The 17846-nt window shown below is 70.2% G+C and carries 16 protein-coding genes; 10 read left to right on the top strand and 6 right to left on the bottom strand.

All coding sequences use genetic code 11. The annotated features are described in order from the left end of the window. The first annotated feature begins 1 nt into the window (after nt 1). The 8 genes from ACIBG8_RS18350 to ACIBG8_RS18315 all read left to right on the top strand — a co-directional run bounded on the left by ACIBG8_RS18350 (nt 2) and on the right by ACIBG8_RS18315 (nt 9429). On the top strand, nt 2-871 hold the full coding sequence (locus ACIBG8_RS18350; protein ID WP_397344012.1) for a GNAT family N-acetyltransferase: 870 nt from the start codon (nt 2-4) through the stop codon (nt 869-871). 55 nt (nt 872-926) lie between these two features. Then, nucleotides 927-2129 (top strand): ABC transporter substrate-binding protein, encoded by a 1203-nt coding sequence (locus tag ACIBG8_RS18345; protein ID WP_397344011.1) that lies wholly within the window; start codon nt 927-929, stop codon nt 2127-2129. Further along, complete coding sequence (locus ACIBG8_RS18340; RefSeq protein ID WP_397344010.1) at nt 2116-2991, top strand: carbohydrate ABC transporter permease; 876 nt, start codon at nt 2116-2118, stop codon at nt 2989-2991. Before ACIBG8_RS18345 ends, ACIBG8_RS18340 begins: the two co-directional genes overlap by 14 nt. Then, entirely contained in the window at nt 2984-3793 is an 810-nt protein-coding gene (locus ACIBG8_RS18335) for a carbohydrate ABC transporter permease (protein WP_397344009.1), read from the top strand. The genes ACIBG8_RS18340 and ACIBG8_RS18335 overlap by 8 nt, the downstream gene beginning before the upstream one ends. Before the next feature lie 90 nt (nt 3794-3883). After that, the gene (locus ACIBG8_RS18330; protein WP_397344008.1) at nt 3884-5644 is read left to right on the top strand and encodes a bifunctional metallophosphatase/5'-nucleotidase; all 1761 of its coding nucleotides are present in this window, start codon (nt 3884-3886) and stop codon (nt 5642-5644) included. Between the two features lie 508 nt (nt 5645-6152). Beyond that, entirely contained in the window at nt 6153-6554 is a 402-nt protein-coding gene (locus tag ACIBG8_RS18325; RefSeq protein WP_397344007.1) for a lipocalin-like domain-containing protein, read from the top strand. Then, complete coding sequence (locus tag ACIBG8_RS18320; RefSeq protein ID WP_397344006.1) at nt 6551-8104, top strand: aldehyde dehydrogenase family protein; 1554 nt, start codon at nt 6551-6553, stop codon at nt 8102-8104. Before ACIBG8_RS18325 ends, ACIBG8_RS18320 begins: the two co-directional genes overlap by 4 nt. A gap of 296 nt (nt 8105-8400) precedes the next feature. Next, entirely contained in the window at nt 8401-9429 is a 1029-nt protein-coding gene (locus ACIBG8_RS18315; RefSeq protein WP_397344005.1) for a hypothetical protein, read from the top strand. Here the strand turns inward: ACIBG8_RS18315 and ACIBG8_RS18310 are convergent. After that, entirely contained in the window at nt 9334-9966 is a 633-nt protein-coding gene (locus ACIBG8_RS18310; RefSeq protein ID WP_397344004.1) for a VC0807 family protein, read from the bottom strand. The genes ACIBG8_RS18315 and ACIBG8_RS18310 overlap by 96 nt on opposite strands. Nucleotides 9967-10179: 213 nt before the next feature. Here ACIBG8_RS18310 and ACIBG8_RS18305 point away from each other — a divergent pair, with 213 nt between their 5' ends. After that, nucleotides 10180-10668 carry a hypothetical protein gene (locus ACIBG8_RS18305; protein ID WP_397344003.1) on the top strand — a complete coding sequence of 163 codons (489 nt, stop codon included), beginning with the start codon at nt 10180-10182 and terminating at the stop codon, nt 10666-10668. On the opposite strand, the gene leuE is transcribed toward ACIBG8_RS18305, so the two are convergent. The 3 genes from leuE to ACIBG8_RS18290 are packed head-to-tail and all read right to left on the bottom strand — an operon-like array spanning nt 10657 to nt 13338. Beyond that, entirely contained in the window at nt 10657-11310 is a 654-nt protein-coding gene (gene leuE, locus ACIBG8_RS18300; protein ID WP_397344002.1) for a leucine efflux protein LeuE, read from the bottom strand. The genes ACIBG8_RS18305 and leuE overlap by 12 nt on opposite strands. 5 nt (nt 11311-11315) lie before the next feature. Continuing rightward, complete coding sequence (locus tag ACIBG8_RS18295) at nt 11316-12512, bottom strand: serine hydrolase domain-containing protein (protein ID WP_397344001.1); 1197 nt, start codon at nt 12510-12512, stop codon at nt 11316-11318. Between the two features lie 31 nt (nt 12513-12543). Further along, nucleotides 12544-13338 carry a carbohydrate ABC transporter permease gene (locus tag ACIBG8_RS18290; protein ID WP_397344000.1) on the bottom strand — a complete coding sequence of 265 codons (795 nt, stop codon included), beginning with the start codon at nt 13336-13338 and terminating at the stop codon, nt 12544-12546. A gap of 124 nt (nt 13339-13462) precedes the next feature. Between ACIBG8_RS18290 and ACIBG8_RS18285 the strand changes: the two genes are divergently transcribed. Next, nucleotides 13463-13744, top strand: a complete 282-nt coding sequence (locus tag ACIBG8_RS18285; RefSeq protein WP_397343999.1) for a hypothetical protein — start codon at nt 13463-13465, stop codon at nt 13742-13744. Here ACIBG8_RS18285 and ACIBG8_RS18280 read toward each other — a convergent pair. Next, nucleotides 13685-17422 (bottom strand): CHAT domain-containing protein, encoded by a 3738-nt coding sequence (locus tag ACIBG8_RS18280; protein ID WP_397343998.1) that lies wholly within the window; start codon nt 17420-17422, stop codon nt 13685-13687. The two genes, ACIBG8_RS18285 and ACIBG8_RS18280, sit on opposite strands and share 60 nt — an antisense overlap. After that, complete coding sequence (locus ACIBG8_RS18275; RefSeq protein ID WP_397343997.1) at nt 17422-17778, bottom strand: winged helix-turn-helix transcriptional regulator; 357 nt, start codon at nt 17776-17778, stop codon at nt 17422-17424. Before ACIBG8_RS18275 ends, ACIBG8_RS18280 begins: the two co-directional genes overlap by 1 nt. Nucleotides 17779-17846 lie beyond the last annotated feature (68 nt).

Below are 17846 nucleotides of genomic sequence, written 5' to 3'. Positions count from 1 at the left end.
CATGACCACCTACCGCACCGCCGTACCGGCAGACGAGCCGGGGATCTTCGCGATCTGGTCGGCCTCGCTGACCGCCTCCCTCGACTGGCTGCGCACCGACTGGGAGGGCATCGCCGACCGGCATCAGCGCACCTTCGTGGCCATTGACGGTGACGGGGTGGCGGCCGTCGTGGTCTACGCGCCGCGCCTGCTGCGCGACGCCGGCGGTGAGCCGGTGCGGGTGGGCGGCGTCGCGGCCGTCGCCACCAGGCCGGACGCCCGGCGGCGCGGGCACGCCCGCGAGCTGCTCGTGCTGGCGGCCGACGCGATGCTGGCCGACGGGTGCGCGTGGTCGCTGCTGTTCACCGGCACGCCCGAGGTCTACAGCTCGCTCGGCTGGCGGCCGTTCCCGCTCTACCACCGCACGGCTCGCGCGGTCATGGGCAAGGAGGTCCCAGGGGTACGGCTGGGCTCCCTGGACGAGCTCCCGCCGCTCCACGAAGCGTTCAACGCCCGCCGCCCGCTGAGCGCGGTGCGGTCGGCCACCGACTGGGCTCACGGCGTACGGCAGCGCCTGGGCCGGGTGTTCGCCTACGAGGACACCGGTTACGCGGCCGTGGTCAGGGGGCCACAGGGGCTGCGGATCACCGAGCTGGCCGTCACCGAGCCCAAGGCGGCCGAGGTGCTGATCAGCCATGCGGTCGCGTGGGCGGGGGACGACCGCGTGCTGTTCGAGGTGCCCTGCGACCCACTGGTCGAGCCCGCGCTGGCCAGGGCCTTCACCGACTTCAGGACGCGCGAGGTGCTGGCCATGGCGCGCCCGCTGCTAAGCGATCCCACCGGACTTTCCGAACAGCCCGGAGCGGTCTTCTGGCCCGCTGACGGGTTCTGAGCCCCTTCTATATGTCTGGAGACCCCCCTTGCGACCCCTCCTAGCAGGATTCCTCGTGTTCGCCCTCGCGGCCTGTGGTTCCACCACCCCCGAGAAGGCCGGCAACGTCACGATCAGCTATGCGATCTGGGACAAGAACGACCAGCCGACCAGCCAGAAGGTGATCGACGCCTTCCAGAAGGCCAACCCCGGCATCACGGTCAAGCTGGAGATCACCCCCTGGGACCAGTACTGGACCAAGCTCCAGACCGCCGCCTCCGGCGGCGCCGCCCCGGACGTGTTCTGGATGAACAGCCTCAACGTGCGCCTGTACGCCAAGGGCGGCATCATCAAGCCGCTCGACGAGAGCGCGGCGCAGGGACTGTCGCCCGCCGTCGCCGACGGCTACCGCTACGACGGCAAGCTGTACGGCCTGCCGTTCAACGTCAGCATCCCGGCGCTCTGGTACGACAGGACGATGTTCGACGCGGCCGGCGTGAAATACCCGACGGCCGACTGGACCTGGGACGACGTCAAGGCGGCCGCCAAGAAGCTGACGAACCCGGCGAAGAAGGAGTTCGGCATCCTGGCCCCGATGTGGGACCAGGGCGGCTTCTACAACACGATGATCCAGGCGGGCGGGCACGTGATCTCCGCCGACGGCAAGAAGTCGGGCTTCGCCGAGCCGGGGTCGATCCAGGGGCTGCAGTTCTGGACCGACCTGATCAAGGAGGGCTCCGCCCCGCCCGCGCAGGTCTACGCCGACACCGACCCGCTGCAGCTCTTCCAGTCCGGCAAGTACGCCATGCAGTACGGCGGCGCCTGGTTCGCCTCGACCTACAAGAGCAACCCCGAGGTGAAGGCGCGCATCGACGCCGCGCCCCTGCCCAAGGGGCCGTCGCAGGAGGGCGTCATCCTGCTCGGCCTGGCCAACGCCGTCTCCGCGAAGGGCGAGCACCAGGAGGAGAGCGCCAAGTTCGCCGCCTTCGTCGCCTCGGCGGAGGCGCAGAAGATCATCAGTGACGGCGGCGGCAGCTCGCTGTCCCTGCGCGACGGCACCCAGGACGGCTGGTTCGCCTCCTTCCCCGAGTGGCACCTGAAGGAGGTGTTCGACGCCTCGCTGCCGTACGGCGTGCCGTACCCCGTGTCGCTGGACACGGCCAAGTGGCAGGACGTCCAGAACAAGCTGCTCACCGACGCCTGGTCGGGCAAGCGGCCGGTCGCGGACGCGGCCAAGGACATCGCCGCGCAGATGGACGAGATCCTTGCCAAGGAGTGAGACGTGGTGGGGCTACGCGCTCATCGCCCCGATGGCGCTAGGCCTCGGCGTCTTCTACCTGTGGCCGATCGGGCAGACCGTCTACCTGAGCCTCACAGAGTCCGGCGTGTTCGGCGGCAGCACCTGGGTGGGGCCGGCCAACTTCGCCGATCTGCTGGGTGACGAGGAGATGCTCGGCGCCCTCGGCAACACGCTGCTGTACTCGGTGCTCGTGCTGGCCGGGGTGCCGCTGGCCATCGTGATCGCGTCGCTCCTGAACGTGCGGGGGCTGCGCGGGCTCGGGTTCTACCGCACGATCTACTTCCTGCCCGTCGTGGTCATGCCCGCGGCGGTGGGGCTGACCTGGCGCTACCTGTTCAACGGCGACTTCGGGTTGATCAACTACCTGCTGGGCCTGGTCGGCGTCGACGGGCCCTATTGGGTGGGCGATCCGGACGCGGCGATCTACGCGATCGCCATCGTGGGGGTCTGGAGCTCGCTCGGGTACAACGCGGTGCTGTTCCTGGCCGGGCTGCAGGGCATCCCGCGCCACTACTACGAGGCCGCCTCGATCGACGGGGCGAGCAGGTTCAGGCAGTTCTTCAGCATCACGCTGCCGCTGCTCACCCCGACCACCTTCTTCGTCATGGTCATCACGGTGATCAACGCGTTGCAGGTGTTCGACCTGGTGTTCCTCATGATCGCGCAGAAGAGCCCGGCGCTGGCCGGGAGCCGGACGATCGTCTACCTGTTCTACGAGAAGGGCTTCGTCCAGCAGGAGCGCGGCTACGCGGCGGCCATCGCGGTGGTGCTGCTGGCGCTGATCCTCGTGCTCACCGCGATCCAGTTCCGGCTGCAGAAGAGGTGGGTGCACTATGAATAGGACCTGGCCCGCGCACGTGGTGCTGCTGCTCGGGGCCGTGGTCATGTTCGCGCCGTTCGCGTGGCAGATCATCGTGTCGTTGCAGACGCTGGCCGAGTCGTTGCGCGTGCCGCCGACGTTCACGCCGTCGTGGCAGTGGTCGAACTTTCCCGAGGTGTTCCGTACGGTGCCCCTCGGGCGGCAGTTCCTCAACACGGTCGTGGTCACGGTGGCGGTGACGGCGGGGCAGTTGCTGCTGTGCTCGCTGGCTGCCTTCGCCTTTGCCCGGCTGTCCTTTCCGGGGCGGGGGGCGATCTTCCTGCTCTTCCTGGCGGTGCTCATGGTGCCGGGGGAGCTGTTCCTGCTGCCGCGCTACGAGATCATGCAGGGGTTGGGGTGGCTCAACACCCTGCAGGCGTTGATCGCTCCCGGGATCTTCGGGGCTTTCGGCACCTTCCTGCTCAGGCAGTTCTTCCTGACGCTGCCTAAGGAGCTGGACGAGGCGGCGCGGCTGGACGGCGCCAATCCGCTGCAGATCTACTGGTGGATCATGCTTCCCCTGGTCAGGCCGGGGTTGCTGGCCCTTGGTCTGCTGACCGTCATGTGGTCGTGGAGCAGCCTCCTGTGGCCGCTGGTCGTCAACACCGATCCGGAGATGATGACCCTCTCCGCCGGGCTCGCGTCCCTTCGCGGGCAGTTTCAGACCAATTATCCGATTCTTTTCGCCGGCGCCGTGGTGGCGTCGCTTCCGGTGATCATCCTGTTCGTCGTCATGCAAAGACAACTGATCGCCGGAATCGCCTTCACCGGCTCGAAAGGTTAGTTCTCAACCCCCTCAACCCCCTCAGCCCCCTGGGCCTCCGTCTGGGGGAGGGGTTTTCGTTGCAGGTTTCTAACTACACAAGGAGTTCGTGTGCGTTCCTACCGCAGCAGGATCGCCATCGCTCTGGGTGTCGGGTTGGCCGCTGTGGCCGCCCTGCCCGGAGTGGCCCAAGCGCGTCCGCGTCCCGTGGATGTGCAGTTACTGTCCCTCACCGACTTCCACGGCTACATCACCCCCCAGACCAGCGTCGGCGACAGCCAGCTCAAGGACGGCGCGGGCAACGTCTACACCGTGGGCGGCGCGGCCTACGTCGCCACCCACCTGAACAACCTGCGCGCGGGGCACCGCAACACGGTCACCTTCACCGCGGGCGACAACTTCAGCGGCTGGCCGACCGAGGTCTCCTACCACGCCGACGAGCCCACGATCGAGTTCCTCAACAAGATCGGCACCGACTTCATCGCCACCGGCAACCACGAGTTCGACCGGTCGCTGGAGTTCGTGCGCGACCACATGGGCAAGGGCGAGTGCTTCGGCGTCGTCGGCACCGACAGCTGCTTCACCGACTCGGACAGCCTGCCGTTCCATGGCGCCGACTTCCCCATCTCCACCGCGAACATCACCCAGAAGGGTTCGACCGACCCGGTTCTCCAGCCGTACGTGATCAAGCGGTTCCGCGGCATCCCGGTCGGCTTCATCAACCTGACCACCCCCACCACGGTCGACGGCTCCACCTCCTACCAGCCGTCGCTCGACAACCTGCCGCTGGTGGAGACCGCCAACCGCTACGTCGACGTCCTCAAGCGCCGCGGCGTGAAGGCCATCGTCGTCAACGTGCACGAGGGCGGCACGACCGACCGCGACGTCTTCGACAGGTGCGACAACCCGCGCGGCCCGATCATCGACTTCGCCAAGGCCGTCTCGCCGGAGATCGACGCCATCGTCACCGGCCACTGGCACGCGTCGTTCAACTGCTCGATCCCCGACCCGGCGGGCAACCCGCGTCCCGTCGTCGAGGCCGGGTACCACGGCAAGCTGATCAACGAGATCAACCTGCAGCTCGACCCGCGCACCCGGGACGTGATCAGGTCCGCGACCACCTCGGTCAACCACCCTGTGACCAGGGACGTCACCCCCGACCCCGCGATGGTCAAGATGGTCGACTACTGGAACGCCAAGAAGGACGAGACCTACGCCAGGCCGGTCGGCGCCATCACCGGCGACCTGACCAGGACCCGTGACGCGGACGGCGAGAGCACGCTGGGAAACGCGGTGGCGGACGTCGAGTACTTCGACTCGCAGCGCACCCCCGGGGGTGGGGCCGACCTGGCGATGGTGGCGGTGGCGCCGGTGAAGGGCTCCAACTCGCTGCGGGGGGACCTGAGGTACGCCAAGGGCACGAACCCGGCCGACTCCGACGGCGCGGTGCTGTTCGGGGAGGCTTGGGCGACGTGGGGGTACGCGAACCCGGTGCTGACGGTGTCGGTGACGGGGGCGCAGGTGGAGCAGGCGTTGGAGCAGCAGTGGCAGACGCAGGCCAACGGGACCGTGAAGTTCGCCCCGTTGGCGGTGTCCAGGAACGTCCGCTTCTCCTACGACCTGTCCAAGCCCGTGGGTGACCGCGTGGCTCCCGGCGACGTCGTGATCAACGGGCAGCCTTTGGATCCGGCGAAGAAGTACCGCCTGGCGGGCCTGGCTTACACGCTGCTCGGCGCGGACGGGTACACGGCGTTCGCCGGATACGCCGACGTGGTGCGTGGCGCCCGCGACTACGAGGCCTTCCGCGACTACCTGCGCCAGGGCCCCCTGACCCCACCCACCCTCGACCGCGCACTCGCCATCACCCACTAACCCCAGGACCTCAAGGGCGCTCCCGGGCCCCGCTCCCAGCGACCCGACTCTCGGGAGGACCACCCTCCGGGAGGGCCACCACCTCAGGGGGGCTGCCCTTCGGGAGGGCCTGGGCCCACTCCCGGGAGGGCCACCCCTCCGGGAGGGCCACCCCCTCCGGAGGGTCCGCCCCCACAGGAGGGGTTCACACCCTGCGGGAGGGTCACCCCCTCGGGGAGGGGCCACCCCCGAGGGCTGCCCCTCCGGGGGGTGCTCCCTCGGGAGGGCCCGCTCCTCGGGCCTCCGCTCCTCGGGCCTCCGCTCCTCGGGCCCCCGCCCCTCGGGCCCCCGCACCGGGGGTCGTCCTTTGGGGCGGTCACCCCCTCAAGGCCAGCTTCTTTGCGAGGCCCGCTCTCGGGAGGACCACCCCTGTGGGTCGTCTCTGGATTCACCTCTGGGCCCTCTCCTTCGCAGTGGGGGAGGGCCTTGGGGTTGACGTGCTGACTTCGTTTATCGTAGCTTCGCGTTCATGGAACTCGTGGGCGCGTGGCGGCTCGTCAGCTGGGAGATCGGCTATCCGGACGGGAGGGTGGCGCACCCCTACGGTCCTGACGCGGTAGGGCTGCTGTGCTACACCCCCGACGGGCACATGAGCGCTTCGATCGCGCGAGCCGTACGGCCAAGCCTGTCGTCGGCCAACCCCCGGCGGGCCGAGACGAGTGAGCGGGCCGAGGCGTTCGACTCGTTCTTCGCCTACGCCGGGCGCTACGAGGTCGTGGGCGCCGACGTGCATCATCACGTCGAGATCGGGCTCAACCCCGCCTTCCCCGGCACGACCCAGATCAGGCAAGCCACGCTCGACGGCGACACGCTCGTGCTCGCCGCCGAGGAGGATGGCCGCAGGCACGCGCTCACCTGGCAGCGCGCATGATCAGGGTCGAGCGCGCCGCCGAGGCTCGCCGTACCAGAGAGAGCTGGTCCGCCTTCGAGCTCTCGCATGCGCAGGAAGAGTTGCCGACCGCCGTTGAGCTGCCGGAGCATCCCGGGCTGTGGCAGGTCGCGGGTGGGGAAATATCGCCGTATCTGGGGGAGGGGCTGGAGGTCGCCTATCCGCATGCCACCCCGGATGAGCTGTACGCCGCCGCCGCGCGGGCCTGGCCGGCGTGGCGGGAGGCGGATCCGGAGGTTCGGGTACGGCTGTGCCTGGAGGTCTGCGATCTCATCCATGCGCGAGCCGCGCGGTTCGTCCCCGCGACGATGCACACGGCCGGACAGAGCGCAGGAATGGCCGCCGCGGGAAGCGGCACCAACGCGCTCGACCGCGGCCTCGAAGCCGTCGCCGCAGCCTGGGAGGCCATGCGCCGCGTCACGCCGAGCGCGACCTGGACCGGGCGGTTCGGCAAGCACGACGTGTCGCTGGCCAAGCGCTACAGGATCGTGCCACGCGGCGTCGCCGTCGTCGTCACCTGCGCCAGCTTCCCCGCCTGGAACGCCTACCCGGCCATCCTGGCCAACCTCGCCACCGGCAACCCGGTGATCGTCAAGCCGCATCCCACGGCCGTGCTGCCGATGGCGATGGCCGTCGCTGCCTGCCGCGAGGTGCTCTCGGCGGCCGGGTTCGACCCCGGGCTGGTGACTCTCGCGGTCGACTCGGCGGAGCGGCCGATCGCCAAGGAGCTGATCAAGCATCCGGCGTGCCGGATCGTCGACTTCACCGGGAGTGCGGCGTTCGGGTCGTGGGTGGAGGCCAACGCGTTTCCCGCCGTGGCTTACACCGAGACGTCCGGGCTGAACTCGGTGGTGATCGACACCTTTGACGAGCAGGTGTTGCGGGCGTTGGCCGGGTCGTTGTGCCTGTTCTCCGCGCAGATGTGTACGAGCCCGCAGAACCTGTTCGTGCCCCGGCGGGTGTTCGCGGACTTCGCCGACGGGCTGGCGGGCGCGGTGCGGCAGATCTCGACGGTCCCTCGGCGGGCGGCGGCGATGCTGGCCGCGATCCAGTCGGACTCCACGCTCTCGCTGGTGTCCCGGATGCGGTCGGCCGGGTCGGTGGTGCTGGATGCCTTGCCGTACGAGCATCCTGAGTTCCCTGGGGCGCGGACGTGCGGGCCGTTGCTGGTGGCGACTGAGGATCGGGCTGTCTACGGTGAGGAACGGTTCGGGCCGATCGCGTTTCTGGTGCCGGTGGACGATCGGGACGAGGGGCTGGCTCGGGCGGCGTCGGACGCTTCCACACATGGGGCGATCACGGCGTTCTGTTATTCGACCGATGAGGGGTTCGTCGCGCGGGCTGAGGACGCTTTCGCGTGGGCGGGGGCTGCGCTCACTTCCAACGTCACGGGGCCTATGCCGCTCAACTTCTCGGCCGCTTACAGCGATTACCACGTGAGTGGGCTCAACCCGGCGGGGAACGCGTCGCTGACCGACGACTCCTTCGTGGCGGGCCGCTTCCGCATCACCCAATCCCGCCGCCCCGCCTGACCTCGTCGTCCGCTTCCCCGCGCCCACCCAGGGACCCTCGCCGCTTCTTCTCGCAGGGCTCTGTGAGGTGAGGTCCCGCACACCTCACAGGGAGGCGGGGCCTGATCGGGCTGACCCGCGGGGTCAGTGGGGCGGTGAGTGGACCCGCGGAGGCCGTGGAGGGGAGGTCGTGGGGTGGAGCCTGAGAGATGGGGGTTCGCCTGCGTGGATTCCGCTGTGTTGTTCCCCCGTGTGGGGGAGGGGGTTCCCCTTGGGGTGGGAGGGGCGTTGGGGGGTTCCGGAGCAGGGTGGATGGTATGGAACCGCACCAGGCCGGAATCGGGCGCGTCACCGCCGCGATCATCGCCATCGCCGCCATGCTGCCCTACCTCACCCTCAAGATCGTGTGGCTGTCCGGCAACCCCATAGGCATCACCGACCCGGCGATGATGAACGACCCCACCATGACCGCGCTCAACGGCGCCACCTTCGGCATGGCCGCCGTAGGTGCGGTCCTGGCGCTGGCGTTCACGATGCCCTGGGGGATGCGCCTGCCCGCCTGGCTGGTCCTCCTGCCGATCTGGGTCGGCACGGGACTGCTCAGCCTGATCGTCCTGAGCGTGCCCGTCTCGCTGATCATCGAGGGTGCGCAGGTCTTCCCGGACGGCGGGCCGATCGAGCAGTGGGTCTACCTGACCGTCTACGCGGGCTTCATCGGCCAGGGCGTCGGGCTGACCGCCGCCTTCGCCCTCTACGCGCGCGACCGCTGGCCGCACCTGTTCGCCAAGGACCTGTACGGCACGGCGTTCCGTCCCTTCCATACGATGATCGCCTGGGGAGTGGCGGTGTTCGCCGTGCCGATCGGCGCGACCTACCTGTACTGGGCCTTCGGTGGTACGGCAGGCCTGGCGCGCGAGCTCGTCGAGGCGACCAACATCTCGGGCAGCATCCAGATGGGTGTGAAGGGCGTGCTGGCGTGGGCGGCCGCGGCGGGGTTCGCGCTGATGGTCCGCGGCCGGGCGCGCGAGGCGATGGTGGCGGCCTGGCTGGGTGGCGGCACACTGTTCGCCTGGGGCTTCTACAGCACGGTGATCACGGTGCTGAAGCCGCCGCTTACGGCCGGGGTGACGTTCTCGACGGCCGTGCCCGACCTGCTGGAGGTCCTGTCGATGCTGACCGGCCTGGCGGTCGCCCTGGCTGGAGCCTTCCTCCTGGTCGAGCGGTCAGGCAGCCGGAGCGTGGTGGAGCGGTCAGGCGGCTGGGGCGTGGTGCAGCCTGCGCAGGACCCGCTTGAAGGCGAACAGCGAGAACACGATCGCCAGCCCGCTGATCGCAGCCACCATTGAGGTACGCAGCAGCATGAACGTCCCCAGCGACTCGTGCAGCGCCAGCCAGATGCTCACCGTCGAGTTCGCCAGCAGCACGAACGCCCACAGCAACGTGATGCGGACGAAGAACCGCCGCACCCGCTCGTGCTTGAGCACCGCGCTCGGCAGGTGGATGTAGTCGAGCGTCAGCTTCTGCACCAGCGGCCGGTTCAGCCGCACGGAGGCGAGGAAGACCATGCTGAGGAAGATCGTGCCGATCTCCGGCTGGATGAAGTACCAGACCCAGCTGCCCGTCCAGAAGCCCACCGCGGTCCTGGCGGTGATCGCGAGCAGCGCCACGAACATCGTGGCCGGCACCTTCACCCTCCTGACCAGCCGCTGCCCCACGCCGATGTAGACGTAGGCGGCCGCGGCGATCAGCGCCCACTTGTAGCCGAGCACGGCCATGGAGACGTAGAAAACGGCGAGCGGAGCGACGACGCCTTCGAGCAGGCGAGGTACCGCCTGTTTCGCGAGAGCGGTCAGGCGTGGCAGGACAACAGGGGGATGGTTCAAAACCGCTCCGCAGCTAAGCCGACTACCGGCAAGTACCCGAGCTTCGCATAGTCAGGCATTTCCGGATCAACCCGTCGGGTGACGACATCCTTACCTTGGCGCGCGTGGGGGGCGTGCCGGTGGCTTACCGTACCTGACGCTTCTGAATGCCACTGCCGCTTTCTACACGTTCACTATTGATCATAAATACGAAGAACTGCCACGATTCTCCACGTGCATCCCTATAAGTCGATCGCGCTCGGGCTCCTGATCGCCGCGATCGACCTGAGACTCAACGGGTTCGACCTGATCGTCGACGCGATCGGGTGGTTCATCGTCCTTCAGGCGCTGGACCAGCTCACCCGCCAGGTGCACCCCGCCTTCCTGCCCGCGCGGACCGCCGCCCTCGTGGCCGGGCTCGTCTCGCTGACCGACCTCGTGGGGCTGGGCCTGCCAGCGCCGATCAGCTTCCTGCTGGGCCTGGCCGACGTCGCCGCCGTGTGGTTCGTCGCGACCGCGGTGATGGCGGTGGCCTCGGCGAACGGCGACGAGAGGACGGACTCGCTGTTCAACGTGCTGCGCTGGGCGACCGTGGCGACGACGGCGCTGGCCCTGGCGGGCGTGTTCGTGGGCGGGTGGGTGCTGGTCCTCTTCGGGCTGGCCGTACGGATCTGGCTGATCGTGGAGCTCGCCCGCGCTCCGGAACCCGCGCTAACCCAGTGACGTGGTGGCTAGCTTGGCGCCGAAGCCCAGGAACAGGGCGCCGACGCCGCTGGTGAGGGTGGCCGACAGCTTGCGGCGCGAGCGGAACTGCGCCGCCAGGAACGTCCCGCTGAAGATCAGCGCCGACAGGTAGAGAACGCTGAACACCTGGATGATCGCGCCGAGGATGACGAACGACAGGGCGGGCGCGCCGTACGACGAGTCCACGAACTGGATGAAGAACGACACGAAGAACAGGATCGCCTTGGGGTTCAGCAGGCTGATCGTCAGTGCCTTGCGGAACGGCCGCGGCTCGGCGGGAGCGGGCGCGTCGACCGGCGCGTCGGAGACGGCGGGAGCGCGCCACGCGCGGACGGCGCCGCGCAGCATCTGGAAGCCGATCCACGCCAGGTAGCCCGCCCCGGCGTACTTGACGATCGTGAACAGCAGCGCGTTCGAGCGCAGCAGCGACGCCGCCCCAGCGGACGCGAGCACCATGAGCACCGTGTCACCGACGAAGACACCGGCGGCAGCGCGGTAGCCCTCGCGGACCCCGCGCTGGGCGGCGTAGGACAGGACGTAGAGGGAGTTGGGGCCGGGGAGCAGGACGATGAAGAACGCGCCAGCCACGAACGTCCAGATGTCGGTGATGCCGAAGAACATGGAGCTCAGGATATATACCAAATGCCCCCATATGCCTGCTGATATCCCAGCGTGCGGTAGGTGGCGTCCACCAGCGCCTGCCCGCGCGGGTTGATCCCGAGACCGGCGCCCTGCTTGTTCATCGTGTAGCCGAACGCCAGCCGCGCCGCCGGGTCGCAGAACCCCACGGACCCGCCCATCCCCGCGTGCCCGAACGCCGTCTCCGTCAGGTGCGCCCCCTCGCGGTCGGCCTCGGGCAGGTGGTTGTTGTCGACCGCCTTCATGAATCCCAGCGCGAACCTGCTGGGTACGGCCAGCACCGCGTCCGTCGCCGCCGACTGGGTGAGCGACATGATGGCCAGCTGCTGCGGGCTGACCAGCCCGTCGCCGCCCAGCGACAGCGGCCGGTACATCCCGGCAAGTCCGCGCGCGTTGGTGATCCCGCCGACCGCGCCGTACTCGGCCGCGTGCGCGTCGCGGGTGTCGGACTCGCCGGGGTTCATGTAGCCGCCGGTGTTGCCGATGAGCAGCGCCGCCATCGACGCCGGGTCGGAGAAGGCGTTGACGTAGAAGGACGGCATCGCGGGCGGCGGATCGGCCTGGATGGTCGGCGCGACCCGGCGTTCCTGCTCCTCGGGCAGGCCCAGCCAGAACTCCAGGCCGAGCGGCTCGGCGATCTCCTCGCGGAAGAACGTGCCGAGCGAGCGCCCGCTGACCCGGCGGACCACCTCGCCGACCAGGTAGCCGAAGGTGAGCCCGTGGTAGCCGTGCATCGTGCCGGGCGTCCAGAACGGCTCCTCGCCGGCCAGCGCGTCGGCCATGAGCTTCCAGTCATAGAACGCGCCCGGCGGGAGGGGCGTGCGGAGCGCGGGCAGCCCGGCCTGGTGCGTCAGGAGGTGGCGCACCAGCGTGCCCTCCTTGCCCCGCGTGCCGTACTCGGGCCAGTAGCGGGTCACGGGGGCGTTGAGGTCGAGCTCGCCGCGCTGGGCGAGCAGGTGGGCGCACAGCGCGGTCGCGCCCTTGGTGCACGACCAGACGTGCCCGATCGTGTCGTTCAGCCACGGGACGCCGGGTGCCGCCTCGCCGCCCCAGAGGTCGACGACGACCTCGCCGTCGACGATGACGCAGACCGAGGCGCCCACCTCGCCGCGCTCGCCGAGATTCCTGTCGAACTCCTCCGAGACCTGGGCGAACCGCTGGTCGCAGGTGCCTTGTGCCGTCATTTCCTGAATTCACCACGAATCGGGCCGCATGTCATCCCTTTACGGCTCCGCCGAGGTTGAAGGATCCGGCAAGGTACTTGTTCACGGCCACGTAGAGGATCACCGCCGGGGCCGTGTAGATGACCGAGAACGCCGCCAGCTCGCCATAAGCGACCTGGCCGTACTGCGAGAAGAAGGTGTAGATCGTCACCGCGGCCGGCGCCTTCTCCGGCGTGTCCAGCAGCACGAACGGGGCGAAGAAGTTGCCCCACTGCCCCACGAACACGAAGATCCCGACCACCGCGATGCCCGGCGCCATCAACGGACCGACCACCCGGGTGAGCGACTGCACCCAGCCGGCCCCGTCCACCCACGCCGCCTCCTCCAGCGACACGGGCACGCCGTCCATGAAGTTCTTCATCAGCCAGATCGCGAACGGCAGCGAGCTCGCCGCGAGGAAGAGGATCATCGCGGGCACCGAGCCGTAGAGGTTGAACCGGAAGAACATCGAGTAGACCGGCACGATGATCGCCGTCAGCGGCAGGCCGGTGGAGAACAGCAGGGTGAGCATGAAGTTGCGCTTGTACCTGAGCTGGTAGCGCGACAGCGGGTAGGCGGCGAGCGCGGCCACCACCAGCGTCAGCACCGCCGTACCCGCCGAGATGACGATCGAGTTGATCACCGGCAGGATCGTCGTCTCCCAGGTCAGCACCGCCGAGAAGTTCTTCAGCGAGAACTGCCACGTGACCTGGGCGTCGAGGTTCGCCCCCGGCTGCACCCACAGGAACGGCCCGAGGAACGCCAGCGTGATCACCAGCAGCGACAGCCGCGAGGCCAGGCGGCCCATCAGTCCTCCACTTTGATCAGTCGCAGGTAGATCAGCGAGAACAGCGCGCCGATGACCAGCATCACCAGGGCCGCTCGCCGTCGAGATCATCGACGAGGTCGCCGACCGGCTCGCCGACGCGGCGGTGTCGATCGTCAACATGCTCGACATCGACCTGCTCGTGCTCGGCGGCCCCGAGTTGCGCGAGGTGGGGGAGCGCTACCGCGAGGCGATCGACCGCGCGGTCGGCACCCGCGCTCTGGCCCGCCGCCTGCACGCCGTACGCGTCGAGACCTCGCCGATCGCCGCTGACGCGGCGGCGATCGGCGCCGCCTCCCTGGTCTTCCACGCCACCTACGCGCCCCGGCTAGACGCCCTGGTGGGTGAAGGCGGCCCAGATGGCCGGGTCGGTGAAGTCGAGCGATGAGGCCGCCTCTGCGAGCTCGGCGGCGAGCCCCTCGGGCAGCGTCCGCCCCTCGTCGAGCATCCACGCGCGGGTCTCGTGCAGCGCCTGCCCGGCCGACCCCGTGGCCAGCAGCCGCTCGTGGAAGACGACCATCATGATCGCGGTGCGCGGGTCGTCGCCCACCATCCAGCGCGACCCGATCACGCTCGCGGCCCCGGCCGCCAGCAGCGCCGTGGCCAGCGTGAGCGCCTCGTCGTGGTCGCCGCGCGCCAGGTCGCTGGAGCACGACGACAGCACCACCACACCGGCTCCGCACGAGTGGCGCAGGATCGTCTCCACCGGCAGCCGCTCGCCGCCCGCCATCAGCAGGTACGAGTCCCCGGACGTGCCCATGGACGACGCGTGCCCGCCGAAGTGCACCACCGAGGCGGTCGGCAGCAACGCCAGCAGAGCCTCGCCCGTGGCGGGCGCGTCAGTCCTCCCCAGCCGCCTGGCCTGCGGGTAGTGCAGCCGGAACACCTCGTCGCACTCCCACCTGGCCCACCGCAGCACCTCGCCGCCGGGATCCGAGACGATCACGGGTTCGGCCGCGGGCGGCAGCACGGCCCGCTCCGCCAGCGCCTGCCGCCCCGAGGCCGCCACCGAGAACCGGGCCCGCTCGCACGCGTATCCCCGGGCACCTCGCGCCGCGTGCCACGGCACCACCCCGAGCACGCCCCACGGCACCAGCACCACGTGTCGCCCCTCACCCAGGTGCCCGAGCAGAGGATCCACCACCGCCTCAGCGGCCACCTCGCACAGCCGCTCCAGGACCTTCGGCCACGCCTGCGACGCCTGCGGGAGGGTGGCGAAGATCCCGATCCGCTCCATCGCGCCGCCGTCGAGCCCCGGCAGGTCGATCACGCTGATCTCCGCGTCGACCACGACCGCCCGCCCGGGCCGCCCGTCCACCGGCGGCAGCAGGTACACAAGCACCCCGTCGAGCCCGGCGAGCTCGCGCGCCGAGGGCGGATCGAGCAGCCGCGCATCCCCCGAGAGCCGGTCGAGCACCTTGGTACGCAGGTCGCTGGGCACGTCCAGGGTGCCGAACGTGGACAGCGGGCCGCTCTCGGCCCGCCGTACCGCCTCCTCCCACTGGGCGGCCAGCTCGTCCTCGCCCCGCTCGCGCAGCAGCCCGCCAGCGGACGAAGCGGCGGTGCCCGCCGCGAGCACCAGCCCGCGCCCCAGCTCGAGGGCGTGGACGGCCAGCCCGGCGAACCCGTCGTCCAGCGCCCACGACGCCACCGTGAGCGCGAACACGCTGGTCTGCTTCGACATCGCCAGCGCCCGCTCCGTCCCGGTCTGCGCGAGGACCTGCCGGTAACGCTCGCGCAGCCCCTGGAGCCCGGTGTCCAGGGCGCGCCTGGCGTCCATGACGTCGTCCCTGAGCCGGTAGGCGTGCGCCAGCTCCATCGGCGCCTGCGCCATCAGCGGGTGCCGCGCGCCGACCTCGTCCAGCAGCTGCTCCAGCGCCGCGATGCCCTCATGCAGCCCGTCGCCGCCGAGCCTGTGCCGCTCCACGAGCGCGTTCGCCAGGAGCAGCCGCAGCCCCTGCGTCACGAACGGGTGCTTGGAGCCCGCGATGGCCTCCTTGAGCTGGTTCGTGCCGGTGTCGAGCATCGCCAGGTCGCGTTCCCGCACGCCGCGGTCGATGCGGGCGCGTGCGGACTGCAGCAGGACCATGACCCCGTACGGATCCTCCGCGCCGACCCCGTCGGCGAGGTCGATCGGCTGCTGCGGGCGCGGCCCGCCCCTGAAGAGGGCGAGCGCGTTCCTGGACTGCGCGGCGAGCGCGGTCGCCACCTTGTACCCGGGATGCCCAGGGCCGAGCCGGGCGGCGATCTCCTCCAGCTCGGCGATCGCGCCCTCGATCGCCTCGGGCGACTCCCTGTGCATGCCCTGGGCGAGCACGACACCCAGATTGAGCAGCCTGACCATCGCAGGGTCGACGCCCGGCAGGCCCTCCTTCACCCCGGACAGGTACGAGGCCGCCGCGTCGACGTCGGCCAGCGAGCCGGTCCTGGTGAAGCGGGTGGCGAGCAGGAAGGCGACCATGGTCGGCACCAGCTCGCGCCAGAACGGCTCCTCGGCGGGCAGGCCCTGCAGCGAGGCCATCGCCTCGGCGAACGCGTCGTCGTCGAGGGCGCGCAGCGCGAGCCCGAACGTGCGCAGCACCCGGACGTCGGTGTGGTCCTCGCCCAGCTCGCGCTCCGCCTCGGCGGTGAGCGCGAGCACCCGGTCCACGTCCACGCCGCCCGGCTCGCGCTCCACCCCGGCCATGAGCGCCTTGGCCAGGTCGAGCGCCGCCGAGCGCGGTGACGCGACCCTTGCCAGGAGCGCACTCAAAGCGGGGATCGCCGGGTCACCCGGTGGCAGAGCGGCCAGGTCGGCGCGCAATCCCTCGGCCACCCGGTCCCTGTCGGCGTCCGACGCGAACCCGCCGGTGAGCACCGTACGCAGATCGCGCGCCCGCTCCAGCAGCACGCCCGCGTGCTCCGACAGCTCCAGGTGATGGATCGCCGCGTCCAGGCCGGGCAGGTCGTCGGCCCGCTCCATGAGCATCGCGCCGATCCCCAGATGGCACAGCCCGGCGAACCTCGGGTCGAGCTCGCCTGTGGCCACCGCGCCCATCATCAGCCCGAGCGCCGTCTCCCTGTCCTCTGCGCCGCCGTCCGCGACGAACCTGCGCAGGTGCAGCGTGCCGAGCCCGGCGGTGAGCGTGGCGTCGCCCTCCTTGCCGATCAGCCGCAGCGCCGTCCGCAGCACCTCGATCGCCTCCTCGCACACCTCCGGATCCTCGTCCGCGAGTGAGAACAGCGTGTGCCCCAGCCGGGCCGAGACCTCCGCCCTGGTGGGCAGGTCGTCCTCGGGCAGCAGCGCCCACAACTCGCGCAGCCGTACGGCGGAGCCGCGCAGGTCGCCCTTGGCGGCGTGGGCGGCGGCCAGCGACGACAGGGCCTCGTGGTGCTGCTCGGGGTCGGCGGTCAGCGCGGGCAGGCTGCGCTCGATCAGCTCGATTCCGCTGTCGAGGAGGGACCGCTCGCCGGTACGCCCGCCACGGGCCAGCCTGATCTGCCCCAGCGTGTAGCCGACCAGGTCGGGCCAGGCGTCGACGAGGCCGCCGAGCAGCGTGTCCGCCTCGCGCTCGTCCTGCTCGGCTGTGTCAGGCCACCGTACGGCGCGCCTGGCCAGGGCCAGCCCGAGCAGCGCACGCAGCTCCGACCTGTGCTCAGGGACGTCACACGCCCCGATGGCCGTACGCCAGCGGGCGATCATGGCCTCCAGGTCGTCGCGGCTCCCGCCGAACGGCAGCGGCCCCTGGAACCGCTGCGACCGCAGCTCGGCCAGGGCGGCGTGGTCGGCCCAGCCGAGCTCGCCCTCCTCGACCTCCGACAGCAGCAGGATCGCCGCGTCCCGGTCGGCGGCAGCGCCGGTCAGGGCGTGGCGCAGCCGGTAGGCGGTGCCGGCCAGCGAGAGCGTGCCCGTGACCCGCCAGTGGCCCAGCAGCCACAGCGCGTGCCCGACCGCCTCCTCGACCTGCGCGAGATCGCCACCGGCCGACCGCAGCAACGCCCAGCCGAGCTCGGCGCGCCAGCCGATCTCGTCACCGGCGCTCGTGAAGGACCCGGCGCGTGCGCGTAACTCGTCGATCTCGCCCATCAGCCGGCGTCGTAGAGCTCGCGGGCCACGCCGATCTCGTCCAGGTGCTCGTGCGCCCAGACGACCAGCGAGGAGACGATGTCGCGCAGCGTCTCGCCGAGCGGGGTCAGGTCGTAGTCGACGTGCGGCGGCACCACCGGGTGCACGGTCCTGCGCACCAGCCCGTCGCGCTCCAGCCCGCGCAGCGTCACCGTCAGCATGCGCTGGCTGATGCCGGGGATGGCACGCAGCAGCTCGGAGAAGCGCATCGTGCCCGCGCTCAGGTGGTGCAGCACCACGACGGACCACTTGTCGCCGACCCGGTCGAGCACCTCGCGGGCCCGGCAGTTGGCCTCGGTGTCGGTCACGAACAGCACGGTTCTCTCCAAGTCACTAAGGCAGGAAAAAGTGCGTTCTGTCGACACTAACTGTTCGTGTGGTTAGT

The organism is Nonomuraea sp. NPDC050556, assembly GCF_044457355.1.
Taxonomy (GTDB): Bacteria; Actinomycetota; Actinomycetes; order Streptosporangiales; family Streptosporangiaceae; genus Nonomuraea.
This window is presented reverse-complemented; position numbering and strand designations above follow the sequence as displayed.